This is a genomic window from Persicirhabdus sediminis (assembly GCF_016595495.1).
In the GTDB taxonomy this organism is placed as follows: Bacteria; Verrucomicrobiota; Verrucomicrobiia; order Verrucomicrobiales; family Akkermansiaceae; genus Persicirhabdus; species Persicirhabdus sediminis.
Window position 1 is genome coordinate 119,948 of the sequence record NZ_JAENIM010000044.1, and the last position, 16,926, is coordinate 136,873.

The window sequence follows — 16,926 nt, forward strand, 5'->3', positions numbered from 1 at the left end:
CTTCGATGATACACTACACCGATTTAATATCGATCAGACGAGTGATTAAAGATGGCACAATCAACAACACAACTAAGCAAAAATCATGAAGGGGAAAAGAATATCACTCGCTGACATCGCAAACGAACTTGGAGTTTCTAAGACTACAGTTTCATTTGTACTCAATGGTCACGCTGAGACCAAAAAAATCAGCAAAAAGACACAAGAGCGCGTTGAAGCGTTAGTCGCCAAATACAACTACCGCCCAAATGCAGTAGCAAGAAACCTTCGCCTGGGATCAACTAAGGTCATCGGCCTTATCGTTCCTGATATCTCTAACCCATACTATGCAAAGATCGCTCGTATGCTGGAAGACCAAGCATCTGATAAAGGCTATCATGTGATCTTCGGTAGCTCTAGCGAATCAATCGAACGTGAGCGTTCAATCCTTGCTAAATTCCGCCAACAATCAGTAGACGGCATCCTTCTTGCATCAGCTGATGTAAATAGCCCACACATTGAAGAGCTCGCTGGCTCTGGCCTACCAGTAGTACTGTTTGACCGCATCGCTTCTTCTAGCGAAGTAAAACTCAGCAGCATCGGCGTAGATAACAAGAGCGCAATGAGACAGGTAACTAAGAGACTGCTCGCTAACGGCAGCAAGCGCATCGCCATGGTATGCAACCACATCGGCCAGCTCGCTACTGATTCTCGCGTAGAAGGTTACCAAGAAGCAATGAACGACGCTAACATCCAGATGGAAAGCAACTGGCTGCAAGAAGTTAACGAGTCAGCTGGCAAGTCTATGGACACCATCATGGCTGAGCTTCTTAATGCCAAACAGCCAGTAGACGCTGTAGTATTCAGCAACAGCCTGCTCGCTCAAGATGGCCTCAAGTCTATCCACCAAAATCACGCAGAACAAATTGCTAACCTGCAACTCGGCTGCTTCGATAAGCTCGACCTCTTCGACTACGTTACTCCTAAAGTAGTCTACGCTGAGCAACCAAACGAAGCGATCGTGCGCTCTGCCTTTGAGACCCTTTTGGCCCAACTTCCAGGTCAAGCGAAGCAGCAGAAAGAACCTGCCGCTTGCACCAAAGTCCTTCACGAAGTGAAGGTAGCAGTATAACCGCAAGGGCTGCTGGATCTCATTGATCCAATAAAAATTGTCGTATTATGTTTATGTTTGGCTGGCACTACCTTCGGGTAGTGTCAGTTTTTTTATCAGACATAAGGCGTCAGCGTCAGCTAGATCGATGGATTAGTTTTTGACGTAACCGCCAAGAAAGGTTTATATTTGAATGTAACGCACAAATATCTACCGACTATGAAAAAATACATGACAATCGCGCTCACTGGCCTCTTGGCAATGAGCTCAGTCGCACTGGCTGACAAAGCAGAGGATGCCCGTAATTATTACGACCAAGGAGTCGCCTACGTTAAAGCCGGCGAGAAATCCAAAGCGTCCGCAGCATTCCAGCAAGTACTCAAGCTCTACCCAAACAACTCCAAAGCTCGTGTCCAGCTGGCGAATTTGGACCAAAATATTGCCAAAGCAGATTTAGAGAAGCGCAAAGCGCGTTTTGCTAGTGTCAATATCAAGACCATAGACCTGCAAGATGCCAGCCTGAGAGAATCTTTGGACGCGTTAGGTCACCATATCGAAACTGAAACTAACAAAGAGTTTGCGCCTAACTTTGTATTAGTTGAAGCCCACGCCCAACAACTGCGCGGCAAAACCATCACACTGAAGCTGAACAACGTCCCAGCTGATAAAGTGCTAGAATACATCCTCAATGCAGCTGGTGCTAGAGCTAGCTTTGATCAATACGCTATCGTCATCACTCCACTATCAACAGTGCGCAATTAGTCGGCTGATAGTTAGTATCTTAAGATCGTAATCATTAGCGCAGGTGAAAACCTGCGCTATTTGCTGTAATAATAGGTGAAGATAAGGACGGTGATGAAAAAGGCCAGAATAGGTAAAAAAAACGCGAGCAGAAGAGGAAAGCAAGGACGTCAACTTATGCTAGGCATAAGCATCGCTTCTATCTGTACCTTCAGCACACAGATGAGTGCTCAAGAGCCAGCCGAGACCATGTATGGTGAGGCATTGGTGGAATACATTGACCCCATCATTGGTTGTTGGGCAAAAAAAGAGGGCATGAGTCATGGGCTCGGCAAAACATTTCCCGGGCCGTGTACCCCCTTTGGCATGGTGCAGCTCAGCCCTGACACCATCACTGGGCAAGATTATGCTCCCGGTTATTGTTATACCCATGAGCAGATTGAGGGGTTCAGCTTTGCTAGACTCTCAGGCGCTGGCTGGTATGGCGAGTTTGGTAATTTGCAAGTCATGGCAAGCACCGGTGAGGAACTCAAATATTTACGTCCAGTCGGCGGTAAAATTAGAGACGTACTCACTAGCCCAGTAGCATCTAGCTTCTCTCATGAAAATGAGTCTATCAGCGCTGGTTATTATTCCGTCATGCTGGACGACTACGATCTGCTCGCTGAGCTTACTGCGGCGCCGCGCTCAGGCATGCTCAGGTTCACATTTCCAGAGGCTAAAACCAGCCGCATCCAGCTAGATTTTGCTAGGCGGATAGGCATGCGCCAAGGTCGCCTGGAGTTTAGCCACCAGCAGGTGAGCAAGGTGGACGACTATACCCTGCAGGGATCCATGCAATGTTCGTCCAAAGATGGTGGCTGGGGACGCGGTAATGGACAGGCTAACTATACCATGCATTTCTATCTCCAGTTTGATAGAAAGATTGAAAATTGGGGGTTCTGGGATGCTGAGCAAATCACCCCATCACTAGCGGAAATTGAGGGCAAAAATACCGGGTTCTATTTTGAGTTTCCCACTAGCGCTGGCGACCAAGTCATGATGAAGGCTGGCATTTCATTTGTCAGCCAAGCTGGAGCAAAAGCCAATCTAGCAAAAGATATTCCCGCATGGGACTTTGCTCAAGTACTAGCAGCCAACCGCCAGCTATGGGCTGATGAATTAACAGGTGTGGCCATCCAAGGTGGCAGTGAGGATCAGAAAACCATCTTCTCCACCGCTCTCTATCATGCCTACATCGACCCAAGATCAGTTTCCGATTACGATGGCAACTACATCGGCGCTGATAACAAAGTTCACCAGACTGATGGATTCACATATCGTAGTTTGTTCAGCGGCTGGGATGTTTTCCGCAGCCAGTTTCCCATGCTAACATTAGTGCGGCCAGACATCGTAAATGATGAAATCAATAGCCTGCTACAGATGGCCCAACAAAGTGGCCGCGGATATCTGCCGCGCTGGGAAATGATGAACGCCTACTCTCAGTGTATGGTGGGGGATCCAGCGGTGATCGTTTTTGCTGAAGCCTATCTCAAAGGGATTAGAAATTTTGATGTCGAAGCTGCCTATCAAGCCTGTTGGAAAACCGTCATGACAGCTGGCAATGGTCGCGGGCGCGAGCAATACATCCAGCTAGGATATGTACCAAATAGCCAGTCTAGAACGCTAGAACTCGCCTATGCAGATTACGCAGTTGGTATGTTTGCCCAGGCACTTGGGAAAAACGAAGATGCTGAGTTTCTTCTCAAGCGCTCAATGAACTATAAAAACGTCTACGACCCAGAAGTTGGCAATATGCGCTCACGCATTAATGATGAGCAATGGGCTGCTTGGAAAGGGCTGCTCAAAGGAGCTGGCTGTGTAGAAAGTAACCCCTATCAACAAGGCTGGTTTGTGCCTCACGATGTCCAAGGGCTCATCAATCTAATGGGTGGCGATGAAAAATTTCTAGCTCATCTCGAGCCATTTTTTGAGAAAAGCGAAGGTCAATTCACGGGCTGGAATTTATATTATAATCACGCTAACGAGCCCGTTCACCACGTGCCATTCCTCTTCACCTACGCTGGTAAACCATGGCTCACTCAGAAGTGGTCGCGTACCGTCATGGATAGGGCATACGACGTTGGAGTAAAGGGGCTCTGCGGTAATGAAGACCTCGGTCAAATGTCTGCGTGGTACATCCTCAGCGCCATGGGCATTCATCCAGTGGACCCAGTATCTGGCGTCTATCTGGTAGGTAGTCCACTCTTTGATAAAGTAACTGTCGATTTAGATCCTAACTATCATTCCGGGAAGCAGGTGGAAATCATTGCCCATAACAACTCAGCAGAAAACGTTTACGTGCAATCATTGAGTTTAAATGGCACTCCGATAGAAGCCGCCTGGCTGAGGCACGAGGATTTAATCAAAGGCGGTGTGCTAGAATTTACTATGGGACCTGAGCCGAATAAAGACTGGGGCAGTGACCCAAGCCTGAGACCTCCATCACTCAGCCAGCCCAAAGAATAAACCAAATTTCTCAGCTAACTGGCTGATTTATCCCGTGAGCCAGCCAGCTGGAAGCACAGTTTTATTTCAACTGACTCGCCTCGCGGTAGCGGCTCGGCGGGTCACCATGCCATTTTTTGAAGCAGCGTGAAAAATGAAAGCGGTCAGCAAAACCACATTGCATGGAGATCTGCTCAATCGTCGTATCGGTATGTTCTAGCAAATACTTCGCTTTTTCTAGTCTCAGCGTGAGTAAAAATTGATGGGGAGTCGATCCTGTGCAGCGCTTGAATAAACGCAGAAATCCACCGCGAGATAAGTGACACATCGTCGCCATATCCTCTACGCTCAGTGGATCATGTGGATAGGCTTTCAGCTGGAAGACTAGTTTTTCAATCCGTGAGTCGTGATAGATCTGCATCAGATCGTCAGCTGGAATTTTACTCAGCTGGTAGCCACAGAGTGAGAGAATTTTCATACTCAGCGGCGGTGAAAATGGTGATTGATTAGATTCTATCAAATCGCAGATGGTCTGAATCTGCAGCGCCGAAAACTCATCCAGCTTAAATGCAAAGATATCTCGGTTACATTGGTGAAATGGCCGTCCCGCCAGAAAGTGCACATAAAGTTGTTTCGGGTTCCCCGTTTGGTCAGTTAGAAAATTAGTGCCAGGAGCAATTAAATAGAGGTTTTTTGGATGAATCTCATGCCATACATTGCCAATGCAGACACGTCCGCCAGCATCGTGATTGTAATAAAGCCGCCACGTGCTGCTGAAGTACTGCACATTCTCCCAGTATCTACCAACATGCTGGCAGTGGCATTCCTCCAGCTGGATCGAGTGATCTGAAAGCTTACTGTCAGGAAGCGTGCCCCATTCATCTAGCATGTTACTTTTTGACATAAGATGGTGAACTATTACTATATAGAATATCTAGCTACAAAGGTATTACTAATATAGTTTAAAATTTATCGTTATGAAAAAAGAGATAGTTTCAATAATAAATGGAGTAGGGATGATCGCCTTGAGCACTGGCGTCTCCTCGGCGCAAGAAACAAGCTATCAAGCTACTAACGAGTCATTGGTGAACTATCAAGTGCCTGAGTGGTACCAGGATGCAAAGTTTGGTATTTGGGCTCATTGGGGTGTTTATTCAGTACCAGCCTTTGGCGGCACTCATGCGGCGGAGTGGTACCCGCGCCACATGTACGATCAAACCAATGCTAACGGGCATTACGAACACCATCAAAAGACCTACGGTGACAATACCGAGTTCGGATATAAGGATTTCATCCCAATGTTTAAAGCTGAGAAATTCGACGCTAACCAATGGATGGATCTAGCTGAGAACGCCGGCGCTAAATTCTACACCGTGGTCTCCATGCACCACGATGGATTTGCCATGTACGACAGTGAGCATACCAAGTGGAATGCCGCCAAGATGGGTCCTAAGCGAGATCTCACTAAAGAGTTGATTGACGCTGCTAGAGCGCGTGGGCTGAGAACTGGTATCTCTAACCACTTCGCATTTAACAATGCCTACTACGATCACATGTTCAAATTTGGCGGTGACTGGGCGGAAGAATATGAAGACCTCTACGGTCGCGGCAGCGAGAAGATGGATGAATGGGGCTTGAATCGCTGGTGGAATGTAACAACTGAGCTGGTAGATAAATATAGCCCAGACCTGTATTACTTCGACTGGGGCTGGAACAATATAGCGATAAGAGACCACTTTGTTGGCCAGCCACAAAGGTTTGCCGCTTATTACTACAACCATGCGGTAAAGAACGGCCAAGGGAGCTACGGTGCTCCAGGTGTGGTGATGAATTTCAAAGGTAAAGTCTTACCAGTAGACGCTGCCGTTCAAGACTACGAGCGTGGTGGTAAAACTGAAGTTAGCCCAAATGTCTGGCAGTGTGATACTTCTATCAGCAAGCATTCATGGAGCTACTCAGTGCACGACGATTACTGGCCATCAGACGAGTTGGTAGACTCGCTCATCGATGTAGTTAGTAAAAATGGTGTGATGATGCTCAACTTCGGCCCTAAGGCAGATGGTACTATTCCAGCTGAATACTCAGATAGACTGCTAGATATTGGTAGCTGGCTCAAACAAAATGGCGAATCCATCTATGCGACTCGACCATTTGATGTTTTCGGTGAAGGCCCAACTGTGCGTACCGCAGAAAACCGTCAGGAAATCCACCGCAATGGATATAACTACGGCAGCAAAGACATTCGCTTTACCCGCAGCAAAGATAACAAAGACCTTTTTGCTATTGCTCTCGGCTGGCCAGAAGACGGCAAGCTAACAGTAACAACACTTGGCAAAGGAAAGTTTGATCTTAGCGGGCTGAAAACTATCAATCTTGTAGGTTCAGATAGCCAGCTGTCATGGAGCCAAGATGAACAAGGCCTGCACATCACTTGCCCTGAAAAAGGTGAAGGCAAATTTGCTTACCCATTCAAGCTCAGCTTCGGAGCAGAAATTCCTAAGCTTCAAGCAGCGAAGTAAGCTGCTAGCAATTTTGGCTGACTATCCGGCGCAGCGCCGGGTAGTCTACCTTTGCTTTATTATTAGATCTCGCCAGCTAGCTCCTCCATGACTTGGCGGAAGGGCAGGTGTTGGCAGGATTCCCATAGTGGGTTGCTGCGGATTCTGGCGGCGCTGCTAGCTGGGGATGATAGCCCGCAGAGAAAGCGAGCTGCCTGACGTGGGCTGGCGAGTGCTTGTGGATGTTGGGCGCGCAGTTCAGCTAGCTGGCTAAGTGTGTTAGCTGGTATTTCAGCTTGGCTTTCTAGCTCAGCTAGAGGCTCAGGAAAATGCCCGCGGCAGGGTGAGCAATGACCACAGGGTGGCCGCTCTTCGCCGAAGTAATCGAGGATTTTTTGAGTCAGACATTGATGGCTGGCGGCGTATTCCAACATCATGTCGATGCGCTCGATTTCCTGGTTTTCGTGATCGAGGAATTGTTGGGCAATTTGCGCTTTCAGCTGGTCGCGATCAATTTCGTTAGGAAGCTTTTTGTATAGCTGCCGGTACCCTTGTAGCTTGAGTTCGATGTGCCCTTGTTGGTGGCACCAGTCCATGGCGGCGAGTATGCGCTCGCGGTCACAGCTGAGTTTTTGCATGGCTAGGCCAGTATCTAGCGTGAGCCAGGTTTTTGCTTTGCTAGCGCAGCTGAAGATGATTTTGAGAAATGCCTGACGGCGTTCGTCAACGCTACCAAGAATCTCGCTAGAGCTGCGTAGTGCCTTGAAGCTAATTTGCCCGTAGTAGGCACCCATGGCGCGGATGACGCCAGCGAGCTCTAGGCGGGTGAGCAGGGTATTGACGACGAGGTTGCGGATGTCGTAGCGTCTTGCTAGATCGTGAATGGCGAGGTCAATTTCGTCGCCACCATCTAGCAGATAATCGATGAGGTCGTTAACTGCTTGGGGATCTGGCGTATCGCCGTAGACGAAGTTTTCTAGCACAATGCGGTCGCTAGCGCAGACGAGCAGCTCACAGATGGCTGGCTCACCATCGCGGCCAGCGCGGCCAATTTCTTGCATGTAGGATTCAAACCCTTTGGCCATGTTGTAGTGATAGACGTAGCGGATGTTGGATTTATCTACCCCCATGCCAAAGGCGATGGTGGCGACAACAATACCGGTGTCGCTAGCCATGAATTGGTCTTGCACGCTGGCGCGCTGCTCAGCAGCCATGCCGGCGTGGTAGTGCTCAGCTGGGAGTCCGTGTTCACGCAGCATGGCGGCGACGCGTTCGGCGGTTTTTTGCAAAGTGACATAGACCACACATGGACCTTTTGGTCGCTGTTGGATGTTGTCTACCAGCTTCTTGTCACGGTCTGCATCATTACTGCAGGTGGTATTTTTTAAGCCTAAGTTAGGGCGGTAAAACCCTGTGTTGATGACGTGCTCTGGCTGGATCTTGAACTCACGGGCCATGTCGTCGATGACTGGTGGCGTGGCGGTGGCGGTGAGCGCGAGTGTGCGCTCAACATTCAGCTGGCTAGCTGCCATGGCGAGTTTCAGGTAGTCGGGGCGAAAGTTGTGTCCCCACGAGGAAATACAGTGGGCTTCGTCAACCGCTAACAATGAAATGGTGATACCTTTGATTTGCGCAAGGAAGCGCTCGTTGCCGAGTCGCTCGGGAGCTACGTAGAGCAATTTCAGCTGGTTGGAGCGGATGTCTTGCAGCACTTGTTTGTATTCATCTTCGTCTAATGATGAATCTAGCCGAGCGGCGGCGATACCACGTTTCTGCAGCGCGTCGATCTGATCTTTCATCAAAGCAATGAGCGGGGAAACGACAAGCGTTAGACCGTCAAAGCAGAGCGCTGGTAGCTGGTAGCACAGGCTTTTTCCCGAGCCAGTAGGAAAGATGGCGGCTGCGCTGTGACCATCTATCAATGCTTGCACCACAGCTTGTTGGCCGGGGCGAAATGATTCGTGGCCAAAGTGGGTTTTTAAAAGATCAGCTGGCTGAGACATGGGTTAAATTTTCTATTAGAAGAGGATGTGATTTAAAAGTCGAAACTTCCTTGTGATGGTTTTTTGCTGAGCCGGGTGCGCCCGCCATTGCGTTTACGCATGGGTTCGAAAAGCATGTCCATGCCAGTTTCTTTGAAAACACAGACGTGCTGCATGAGTTCGCCGAGGCGTCCTTTGGGGAATCCACGCTCAGCAAACCAGGCGAGGTATTCCGGTGGTAGATCGTAGATGGGCACTCCGCGCGGGGGGTAATCTTTGGGGCCAAATTTGCCGAAGGGCATGTAGCAGTTAGAGATTTCTTCTAGCAAGTTGCGGAAATCATCGCGGTCAATTTCTGTGATCATGGCTGGGATGAGCTGGCTTCGTTGAGCCATGCGGTGATGAGCTGGTAGGAAATGGCTGCTGGGTTTGGCAGATCGACTTCTCCAGCTAGAATTTGTTGGCGGGTGAACCAGCGGGCGTCTTCGATTTCAGCTGGGTTATAGTTGATTTGAGAATGGCTAGCGGTAGCGCGGAATCCGAGCATGAGTGAGTAGGGGAATAACCAGGATTGTGAATTTTGATAGATGACATTTTCTACCTGAATGCCAACTTCTTCATCGACCTCACGCGCCACGGCTTGCTCGGCTGTTTCTCCGGGTTCTACAAATCCAGCTAGGGTAGAGTACATGTTGTCTGGCCATCTGGAGGATCTTCCTAGCAGGCATTGGTCACCCTTAGTCACCAGCATGATGACCGCAGGGTCCATGCTGGGAAAATACCTCTCGTCGCATTCATCGTTAGAGCATTGGCGCTGGTGGCCAGAGTCGCTGATAGTGGTCGGGCTGGCGCACACACCACAGAATTGGTGGCGCTGGTGCCAGTGGCTGGAAAAACAAGCTAAGGCGGCGAGCTCGGCATCACCAGCTGGCAGCAGCGGGGCGATAGGTTTGAGCTCGGTGAATGTCGAGTTTGGGTGTGATTCTAGCAGTTTGTTAGCTTGCGCGTCACTCAGGCAAAATGAGAAATAAGGCTGCTGGCCGTCGAGACCGAGAAAGGTGAGTTGCTCGTCAGCTGGCTGGAAATCAGCTGGGCAGTTGATCAGCTGCGGAGCTGAGGGCAAATTTTCTACCCACACCTTATGCTGATAGATGGCGAGGATACGGGCATCTGGCTGCAGCTTGGCGTGCTGGAGTTGGTTTTGCTGGTTGCGCAGGTGGGTGGCGAAATTCCACGATTTTTTGAGCTGGCTTTGCATAGCTGGAGAATGCTGAGCATGGCGTTGCCTGGCGATTTCTGCAAGGGCAGATGCAGGTGAAGGAGTCGCCGGAAATCGTGCTATTAGCTTTTCACTTGGAAGACTTGCGAGCTATATAATGTATTATCATGCATATGAAACAAAGTCTGATGCATACGAGACGAGCTTTGCTAGCCATGGTTTTGGCGCCCACATTTATGGCTGTACATGGATCTGACGAAGAGCGGGTTCGGCCTAACGTAGTTTTGATCATGGCGGATGACCTTGGTTATGAATGCATCGGCGCGAATGGTGGCGTTTCCTATCAGACACCGAATATCGATAAGCTCGCGGATAGTGGTATGCGTTTTGATAGCTGCCACGCTCAGCCAGTGTGCACGCCGTCGCGTGTGAAAATCATGACTGGTAAATCGAACGCGCGCAATTACGTGAAGTTTGCTCATCTGGACCGCAGCCAGCGGACATTTGCACACGAATTTCAAGACGCTGGTTATGTCACTGCGGTAGTAGGTAAATGGCAGTTAGGGCATGAGGATGATTCGCCTATCCATTTTGGTTTTGATGAAGCCATGCTTTGGCAGCACCGTGAAGGTCGTACATTGAAGGGGCAAAATGAGGATACACGTTTTGCAAACCCGTGGCTGCAGCAAACGCACCGAGATGAAAATGGCAAGGTGGTGACAGAGCTCAAGCAATATACAGGTGGCCAATATGGCCCGCAGGTACTGGCTGATTACGCGTGTGATTTTATCGAGCGCAGCAAAGACAAGCCGTTTTTGTTATATTACCCGATGTTGCTAACGCATTGTCCGTTTGGGCCCACACCGGACTCCGCTGATTGGGATCCTAAGTCTAACGGCATCACCGAATACAAAGGGGATGCTAAATATTTCCCCGAGATGATGAGCTACACTGACAAGATTGTTGGTCAAGTGGTGGCCAAGCTGGAGGAAGCTGGAATCCGCGATAATACCTTGCTGATATTCACTGGTGACAATGGCACGGATAATCCAGTGGTCTCGAAAATGCACAATGGCACAGAGGTGGTTGGTTCGAAGAGGAGAACCATTGATTGGGGAACAAATGTGCCATTCATTGCTAGCATGCCTAGCAAGATAAAATCACGTCAGGCTAATGATAACTTGATTGATTTTTCTGACATCTACCCAACGATCTGTGAGATGGCTGGGGTTGAGATTAATGCCGATGGTAAGCTGGATGGCGTGAGTTTCTATCCACAGCTGATAGGCGAGGAAGGCAATGTGCGTGAATGGTTGTATTGTTTCTACGCACCCTCTGGTCCGAATGGGAAAATGAAGAAAATCTGGGCGCGAAACCATGATTACAAACTTTATGATGACGGGTCATTTTTCAATCTAGCTGAAGATGTAAAAGAAGTCTATCCGCTAGAGCTAGACGACATGACAGAAGTGCAGCGCGACGTGATGGAACAGCTGGGCAAGGTGATCGCGCAGTTCGAGCAATAGACATTTAGCTGAGTAGATGGCCAGCTGCTGGCCATCGTGCTTGTCAGCTGGCGTGGTTGTTTTTAGGCTGCTGCTATGAAGATAGATTTAGATGGCGAGCACGCGGGGCAAGCTTATGGCATTTTGTCAGCATTGATCACGCCGCGGCCGATTGCTTGGGTGACCACAGTGGATGAGGCTGGCTCGGTGAATGCGGCCCCGTTTTCATTTTTTAATGTATTTGGTTCACGCCCGCCGTTAGTGGTATTTGCTCCGGGCAATAAAGAGCCTGGGATTCCTAAAGATACAGCGCGCAATATCCGCCGCAGCCGCGAGTTTGTGGTGCATATGGTAGAGCGCCAGCTGGGCCAGCAGATGGTGGCTACGGCGGCGCCGCTAGACCACGGTGTGAGTGAGCTGGACGGGCTCGGGTTAGATTTGCTAGCTAGCGATTTGATAGATGTGCCACGTATTGCTCAGGCCTCGGTAGCGATGGAATGCCGCGAGCACTCGGTGGTGGAGGTGGGTCAGAACCGCTTAGTGATAGGCACCGTTCACTGCATTCACGTGCGCGATGGCTTGTTTGATCCGCAAACGATGCGTTTTAATGTGGATGCGTATGCGCCGATTGGTCGCATGGCTTCGCCGGATTGGTATTGTGGCACTGAAGATTTGTATGAAATAAAACGTTGAGTAGCCCAGCTCTCGCCATGGGCTAGTGGAAAATCCAGTTCACCATTCAGACGATTTATCGGCTCAAATGGTATAGCTCGGTTCAAGGTTGACATATGCTAGAGGATTTCGTTTCTCATTAGCCATGAAGTATCAAGGACTCATTGGAATGGCAGCAGTAAGCTTTTTGCTGGCCTCATGTGCTGGCACAGATGTGGAAACTCACGACGGCCAAGAGGTAGCAGAAGACCAGGCTGGAAGTGGTAAGCTGCGCCGTGGAGCTAACGTCTACGTCGCTCAGCCAGCTGACCGCGTAACGGCAAAATCTACCAACCCTAACTCAGGGCGCGCAACGGCAGCGGCTATCGCTAACGAGCTGAAGCCATTTGCTGGACGTGTGATGCGTGGCACGAGCGTGCAAATGCTAGATGTAGCACTGCATGATGCGCAGCAGAACGGTGCTGAGTATTTGATCTATCCATCTATCATCCGCTGGGATGACAAACGTACTGATTGGGGCGCTAACCGCAGTGCGGTGCAGGTTCAGCTGTCAGTTTACGAGTCCGTTAGTGGCAAGCAGGTAGACGCCATGCTGTTGCAGGGGACAGGTAAGGTATTTGGAGATGAAGTGTCTCCAGAGAGTTTGCTGAAAGATCCTCTGCAGCGCTACTACAAGAGCGTTTATTAGGCTTCGACTCAGCGTCTAGCTGAGGGACAATTTTTTGATAAAGCCCGATCGCTATTATGCGGTTGGGCTTTTCTATTTCCAGCTGGCGCGGCGATGATAGATTGAGTCAGCTAGATTTAGAAAAAAATCCCGCCAGCTGGACGATGGGTCACAGCTGGCGGGATGATTGATTTTTAAGAAAACTATTTCTGTTTGATGATCAGCAACTTGCCGCGACCGTAGGGGATGTTGATAGCGTCGTTAGGCTGATAGCTGGCGGCATCTTGCAGGTAGAATGGGGTATTGCATTCTTTGCGGTTCACCTCTTTCTTTTTCTCGAAGTGGTGGTTTTGTTTGGCGTATTCGCCGATTTCAGGTGCTTCGATGGTAACCTGTTTTGGATCGAGTCCGAGTGCTTTCCAGTCGATGTCCAGGGTGGTGGATTCATCTTCTTCACTCCAGTTGCCCAGCGCGATGAGCGCGGCGCCATCTTTGAGGTAGGCGGTGGCATAGATTTTGTCGTTGCTAGATTTTACCGGGCAATCAGCACGCCACCAGCCAAACATTTCGCTGCCGATGATGCCAAACTCGTCCCAGACTTTCCAGACGTCGCGCGGTTCGCCGTGCCAGCCGAGTCGGTTCGTCATGCCAAAGACCATGCCGCGGCCAGGGTTGCCGCCGCCACGGAGCATTTCGCCGGCGAGACCGAGGTGGGTGCCGGAGATTTCGATGAGGTAGTTGTCGGCATCTGCATGGTAGCGGTAGCCTTCGCCGGGCCAGACGCGGTCGTAATACGGCATGCGGTAGAGCGAGTTGAGCATGGCGCTGTTATAGCCAGACGGAATGCTGTAGCTGCCGCGCCACAGGTGCATGTCGATGCGTGAGTCAGGGTTGTTAGCCAGCAGCAGGCGGCGCACGCGCTGGAGGGTTTTGCGATCCAGCGTGGTGCCGTCGATGTAGATGCCGTCGATGTTAGCTTCTTTGATGAGATAGTTGAGCCCCTCGATGTAGAAGTTGTCGAGACGTGAATCCGGCGTGGTGATGATGGATAGATCGAGCAGACCGTTGTAGGGCCCGCGCAGTGTTTCGCGCCATGCCGGGATGAATCCATCGCCGATGGTGCCAAGCAGCCACTCGTGTGGACCATTGCGGTTGGTGCCGGTGCGCACGTCTTTGGCGGCTGTTGGGCCCGGCAGAATGATTTCGCCATTCATGCTGTGGAAGGCGAACAGCTCAGGCATGTTGTTAGTGATCTCACGGGTGGTGTAGTAGAGCTTCACCTTGATGCCGGCTGCGTGAGCTTTTTTGACGTATTCTTTGAGGTGCGGGAGCGACGCGTCAAAGTACGGGTAGTTGATGGTTGGGTTCTCCAGCTTGTTGTGGTGGATGTTGCGCACGTTCACACCAGCTTCTTTCATCTGCTCGATGGTCCAGTCGTTAGATCTAATGCCGGGACCGGTGTGGTAGTAGCGGGTGGAGAAATGTTTGTCGGTATCGACGGTGTGGAACGGCGTTAGGTTCATGTCGAACTGATAGAGCAGTTCTTTACCAGCTTTCATGGAACGCGGTCCGCTGTAGGCTGTGATGTTGATTTTATCGCCCTTGCGCTGCATGGTGATGCCGCCTTTGCCATCGTTGCTCCATGACTCGGGCATGACGAGTTTCTGGAGTTTGAAATAGATGTTAGGCAGTGAGGCGCGGAAGTTTTGATCTTTCAGCTGGAGGCGGAATCCGGCGTTGACGTGGCCAATCCAGAAGCTGTCTTGATTGTATCTAGGATCCCATTTCCAGTTGATGTCTTCATTGACGCGCTTGCCCTCGAAGGTGAGCCCGTTCATGTAGGTTGGTTTGCTAGCATCAGTGCTGGTTTCTAAGCGGATGTCTTCAATTTGCAGATCGCGGGTGGCGGTGATGTAATTTTTGCAGCGGAGGAAGCCATCGAATTCCATGAAGGCTTCGGTGCGCAGTTTGATGCCGTCGCCAGCTGAGCTTGCGGTCCATTCGATGCGCCCCTGTTTGTCTTTGGTGAAATCTAATGACTCTGGCTGAAGTTTGATTTCGCCGTCTTTGGTGGCGATGACAAAATGGAATGGGGATGAGAGGAAGGAAGTGGCTTGTTTGCCAATCTTGATGTTGCCCTCGGTGAAGTAGGAATCAAATCCAGCTGGTAGGCCGTTTTCTCCCAGGGTGAGTGATTTACCTAGCAGGTCGATGCGTTTGTCTTTTCTAACTAGCGGTGTGTAGGGTGCAAAAACGTCGTCGTCATCGTGAGCGAGCGTGGAGTCTAACCAGCGAAGTCGGGAGAGACGTCTGGAGTCGCTATCACCGTGGTCTTCAAGGACGTCGCCTTTGACGTCGATGTTGAGCTGGACGGGGAATTTGTATTTGCCGCCGGAGATGACGAGCTGGCCGGTGTAGCTGCCAATGGTCTGGTCTTTTGGCAGATCGATGCCAAACCAGAGTGCTTGTAGCCCGCCTTTGGCAACGGTGATGTCTTTGGTGAATTTTTCGCCATCGAGGTTGGTGCCGCCTAGGCTGATGCAGCGGAATTTGTTGGCGGTGATTTTGCTGTCACCACTTGATAGGTCTTCGAAGCTCGCTTGCAGCGGGCCGATTTCATCGCCGACGGCGACGACGCCCACCTGGAAGACGTAGAATTCGCCGGGCTGGGCGACTCCTGAGAAGCTATCTAGCTGCTTATGTCCATCAGCCAGCCAGTGTTTTGGCGTGCCGATGAATGGGCGGATTCCATTGCTGCGGTCTTCGCCGAATGTGAGGATGGGACGTTGCAGTTTGGCGCTGAATTTTTCCAGCTCAGCGGGGCTGGCGACATCGATCATGATGGAGTTTTCGATGGCTTGCTGCTGCGCGCGCATGTCGTCAACGGGAACATTTTCCATGTCCTCGGCGTAGCTTAGCGAGCTGGCGCAGAGGGTGATGGTAAAGAGTTTGAGGTGTGCTTGTGTCATGGTGAAATAGATGGTGTGGGCCAAGTGATCCCGCTTTTAGCATATTTGCTGAGCTTCTTTAATCAGACAAGTCGGAGAAAATTTAACATGTCGAATATGAATTTAACTTTCATTTGTGAAAACAAAATGACGACCTGTGGCGGGGCATTATTTTTTACCAGCTAGCTGGAAAAACAAAAAAGCCCTACCTCTAGCTGGAGGTAGGGCGGAGTGAAACGTAGTTAGGTTTCTTAGAACTTATATGAGAGTCCGGTGATGAGCTTGAGGTCGTTGCGCTCGCTGCCGGCAGCTGGTTGATTTTCAAATTTGTTTTCGAAAGCAAACTTGAGGCTCATGGTTTCGGTGATGGCGGTTTCGATGCCGAGGTCGAATACCCAGTGGTAGTCATCGAAATCATCGAGGCGAGGAGTGATGACAAAGTTTTGCGTTAGTTTGGTAGCATCGCTGAACTTGTGGCTGAAGTGCTCACCGACAACGCCGTTAGCGTAGGTGTCTTGCACGCCGCCTTTGTCTTCGGTAGTGACACCCAAACCAGCTTCGAATGACAGCTCGGTGGTATCATTTTTGATCACATAGTATCCGAGTGTGGCGTTGAGTGAGACACGGTAGTCGATGTCGGCGAACTCGTCGTGGCGCGCAATGAGGCTGAGTTTGCTGTACATTTTCTCACTGTGCAGTCGCTGCCATGATGAGTTGAAAAGAAATTCATTTTGGTTTCTTGAACCATTTTCTTCACCAAATGCATAGGAGGCATCGAGTGCGTAGGTATCGAACTCTTCCTTTTTGATGGTGTTGTAGCCAGCCTTGATGAGCAGGTTGTCAGTGTTGCCTTTAGCTAGTGAGAGGCCAAGGTCGACGCTGTTTTCCCACTTTGGAGTTGCGGCGCTTTCTTCTTTAACTGATTCTTCAGCAAAGGATTGGCCGACGGTTGCGCTGGCTGTGAGCACAGCGGCTAGGATGAATTTGGTGTTAGTCATTGGGTGTTGTTTGGTAGGTCTTGTGAGGGGTGATTAGAGGTGAGGGGGAAGGTTGTGTTTTTAGTGCGTTAGAGGACTATTGCAAGCGCAGGAGAAAAAAAATCGCAATTAGAAGCAGA

The 16,926-nt window shown here is 50.2% G+C and carries 13 protein-coding genes; 7 read left to right on the forward strand and 6 right to left on the reverse strand.

What is annotated here, in order from left to right; all coding sequences use genetic code 11:
- Positions 1 to 85: 85 nt before the first annotated feature.
- The 3 genes from JIN82_RS13930 (at position 86) to JIN82_RS13940 (ending at position 4,339) form a co-directional block, all read left to right on the forward strand.
- A complete protein-coding gene (locus tag JIN82_RS13930) occupies positions 86 to 1,111 on the forward strand; it encodes a LacI family DNA-binding transcriptional regulator (RefSeq protein ID WP_200312270.1) in 1,026 nt (341 codons plus the stop codon).
- 198 nt (positions 1,112 to 1,309) lie between these two features.
- Complete coding sequence (locus tag JIN82_RS13935) at positions 1,310 to 1,852, forward strand: tetratricopeptide repeat protein (protein ID WP_200312271.1); 543 nt, start codon at positions 1,310 to 1,312, stop codon at positions 1,850 to 1,852.
- 156 nt (positions 1,853 to 2,008) lie between these two features.
- Positions 2,009 to 4,339 (forward strand): GH92 family glycosyl hydrolase, encoded by a 2,331-nt coding sequence (locus tag JIN82_RS13940; protein ID WP_200312272.1) that lies wholly within the window; start codon positions 2,009 to 2,011, stop codon positions 4,337 to 4,339.
- 61 nt (positions 4,340 to 4,400) lie between these two features.
- Here the strand turns inward: JIN82_RS13940 and JIN82_RS13945 are convergent, their stop codons facing one another.
- Positions 4,401 to 5,222, reverse strand: a complete 822-nt coding sequence (locus JIN82_RS13945; protein ID WP_200312273.1) for an AraC family transcriptional regulator — start codon at positions 5,220 to 5,222, stop codon at positions 4,401 to 4,403.
- Positions 5,223 to 5,334: 112 nt separating this feature from the next.
- Between JIN82_RS13945 and JIN82_RS13950 the strand changes: the two genes are divergently transcribed.
- On the forward strand, positions 5,335 to 6,837 hold the full coding sequence (locus tag JIN82_RS13950) for an alpha-L-fucosidase (protein WP_234042042.1): 1,503 nt from the start codon (positions 5,335 to 5,337) through the stop codon (positions 6,835 to 6,837).
- Between the two features lie 62 nt (positions 6,838 to 6,899).
- On the opposite strand, the gene JIN82_RS13955 is transcribed toward JIN82_RS13950, so the two are convergent.
- The 3 genes from JIN82_RS13955 to nudC are packed head-to-tail and all read right to left on the reverse strand — an operon-like array spanning position 6,900 to position 10,056.
- Entirely contained in the window at positions 6,900 to 8,819 is a 1,920-nt protein-coding gene (locus JIN82_RS13955; RefSeq protein WP_200312275.1) for a RecQ family ATP-dependent DNA helicase, read from the reverse strand.
- A gap of 32 nt (positions 8,820 to 8,851) precedes the next feature.
- A complete protein-coding gene (locus tag JIN82_RS13960) occupies positions 8,852 to 9,163 on the reverse strand; it encodes a putative quorum-sensing-regulated virulence factor (RefSeq protein ID WP_200312276.1) in 312 nt (103 codons plus the stop codon).
- Positions 9,160 to 10,056 (reverse strand): NAD(+) diphosphatase, encoded by an 897-nt coding sequence (gene nudC / locus JIN82_RS13965; RefSeq protein WP_200312277.1) that lies wholly within the window; start codon positions 10,054 to 10,056, stop codon positions 9,160 to 9,162. The genes JIN82_RS13960 and nudC overlap by 4 nt, the downstream gene beginning before the upstream one ends.
- A 128-nt stretch (positions 10,057 to 10,184) precedes the next feature.
- Here nudC and JIN82_RS13970 point away from each other — a divergent pair, with 128 nt between their 5' ends.
- The 3 genes from JIN82_RS13970 to JIN82_RS13980 all read left to right on the forward strand — a co-directional run bounded on the left by JIN82_RS13970 (position 10,185) and on the right by JIN82_RS13980 (position 12,882).
- Positions 10,185 to 11,543 (forward strand): sulfatase family protein, encoded by a 1,359-nt coding sequence (locus JIN82_RS13970; RefSeq protein WP_200312278.1) that lies wholly within the window; start codon positions 10,185 to 10,187, stop codon positions 11,541 to 11,543.
- A gap of 75 nt (positions 11,544 to 11,618) precedes the next feature.
- The gene (locus tag JIN82_RS13975) at positions 11,619 to 12,215 is read left to right on the forward strand and encodes a flavin reductase family protein (RefSeq protein ID WP_200312279.1); all 597 of its coding nucleotides are present in this window, start codon (positions 11,619 to 11,621) and stop codon (positions 12,213 to 12,215) included.
- A 124-nt stretch (positions 12,216 to 12,339) separates the two neighbouring features.
- The gene (locus JIN82_RS13980; RefSeq protein ID WP_200312280.1) at positions 12,340 to 12,882 is read left to right on the forward strand and encodes a DUF4823 domain-containing protein; all 543 of its coding nucleotides are present in this window, start codon (positions 12,340 to 12,342) and stop codon (positions 12,880 to 12,882) included.
- 182 nt (positions 12,883 to 13,064) lie between these two features.
- Here JIN82_RS13980 and JIN82_RS13985 read toward each other — a convergent pair whose 3' ends face one another.
- Both JIN82_RS13985 and JIN82_RS13990 read right to left on the reverse strand, forming a co-directional pair.
- Positions 13,065 to 15,854 carry a glycoside hydrolase domain-containing protein gene (locus JIN82_RS13985; protein ID WP_234042043.1) on the reverse strand — a complete coding sequence of 930 codons (2,790 nt, stop codon included), beginning with the start codon at positions 15,852 to 15,854 and terminating at the stop codon, positions 13,065 to 13,067.
- A 206-nt stretch (positions 15,855 to 16,060) separates the two neighbouring features.
- Complete coding sequence (locus tag JIN82_RS13990) at positions 16,061 to 16,807, reverse strand: DUF481 domain-containing protein (RefSeq protein WP_200312282.1); 747 nt, start codon at positions 16,805 to 16,807, stop codon at positions 16,061 to 16,063.
- Positions 16,808 to 16,926 lie beyond the last annotated feature (119 nt).

Coding starts and splice junctions, on each gene's coding strand:
- JIN82_RS13935 (WP_200312271.1), top strand. CDS start 1,310: ATGAAAAAATACATGACAATCGCGCTCACTGGCCTCTTGGCAATGAGC.
- JIN82_RS13975 (WP_200312279.1), top strand. CDS start 11,619: ATGAAGATAGATTTAGATGGCGAGCACGCGGGGCAAGCTTATGGCATT.
- JIN82_RS13970 (WP_200312278.1), top strand. CDS start 10,185: ATGCATATGAAACAAAGTCTGATGCATACGAGACGAGCTTTGCTAGCC.
- JIN82_RS13990 (WP_200312282.1), bottom strand. CDS start 16,807: ATGACTAACACCAAATTCATCCTAGCCGCTGTGCTCACAGCCAGCGCA.
- JIN82_RS13940 (WP_200312272.1), top strand. CDS start 2,009: ATGCTAGGCATAAGCATCGCTTCTATCTGTACCTTCAGCACACAGATG.
- JIN82_RS13950 (WP_234042042.1), top strand. CDS start 5,335: ATGATCGCCTTGAGCACTGGCGTCTCCTCGGCGCAAGAAACAAGCTAT.
- JIN82_RS13955 (WP_200312275.1), bottom strand. CDS start 8,819: ATGTCTCAGCCAGCTGATCTTTTAAAAACCCACTTTGGCCACGAATCA.
- JIN82_RS13960 (WP_200312276.1), bottom strand. CDS start 9,163: ATGATCACAGAAATTGACCGCGATGATTTCCGCAACTTGCTAGAAGAA.
- JIN82_RS13980 (WP_200312280.1), top strand. CDS start 12,340: ATGAAGTATCAAGGACTCATTGGAATGGCAGCAGTAAGCTTTTTGCTG.
- nudC (WP_200312277.1), bottom strand. CDS start 10,056: ATGCAAAGCCAGCTCAAAAAATCGTGGAATTTCGCCACCCACCTGCGC.
- JIN82_RS13930 (WP_200312270.1), top strand. CDS start 86: ATGAAGGGGAAAAGAATATCACTCGCTGACATCGCAAACGAACTTGGA.
- JIN82_RS13945 (WP_200312273.1), bottom strand. CDS start 5,222: ATGTCAAAAAGTAACATGCTAGATGAATGGGGCACGCTTCCTGACAGT.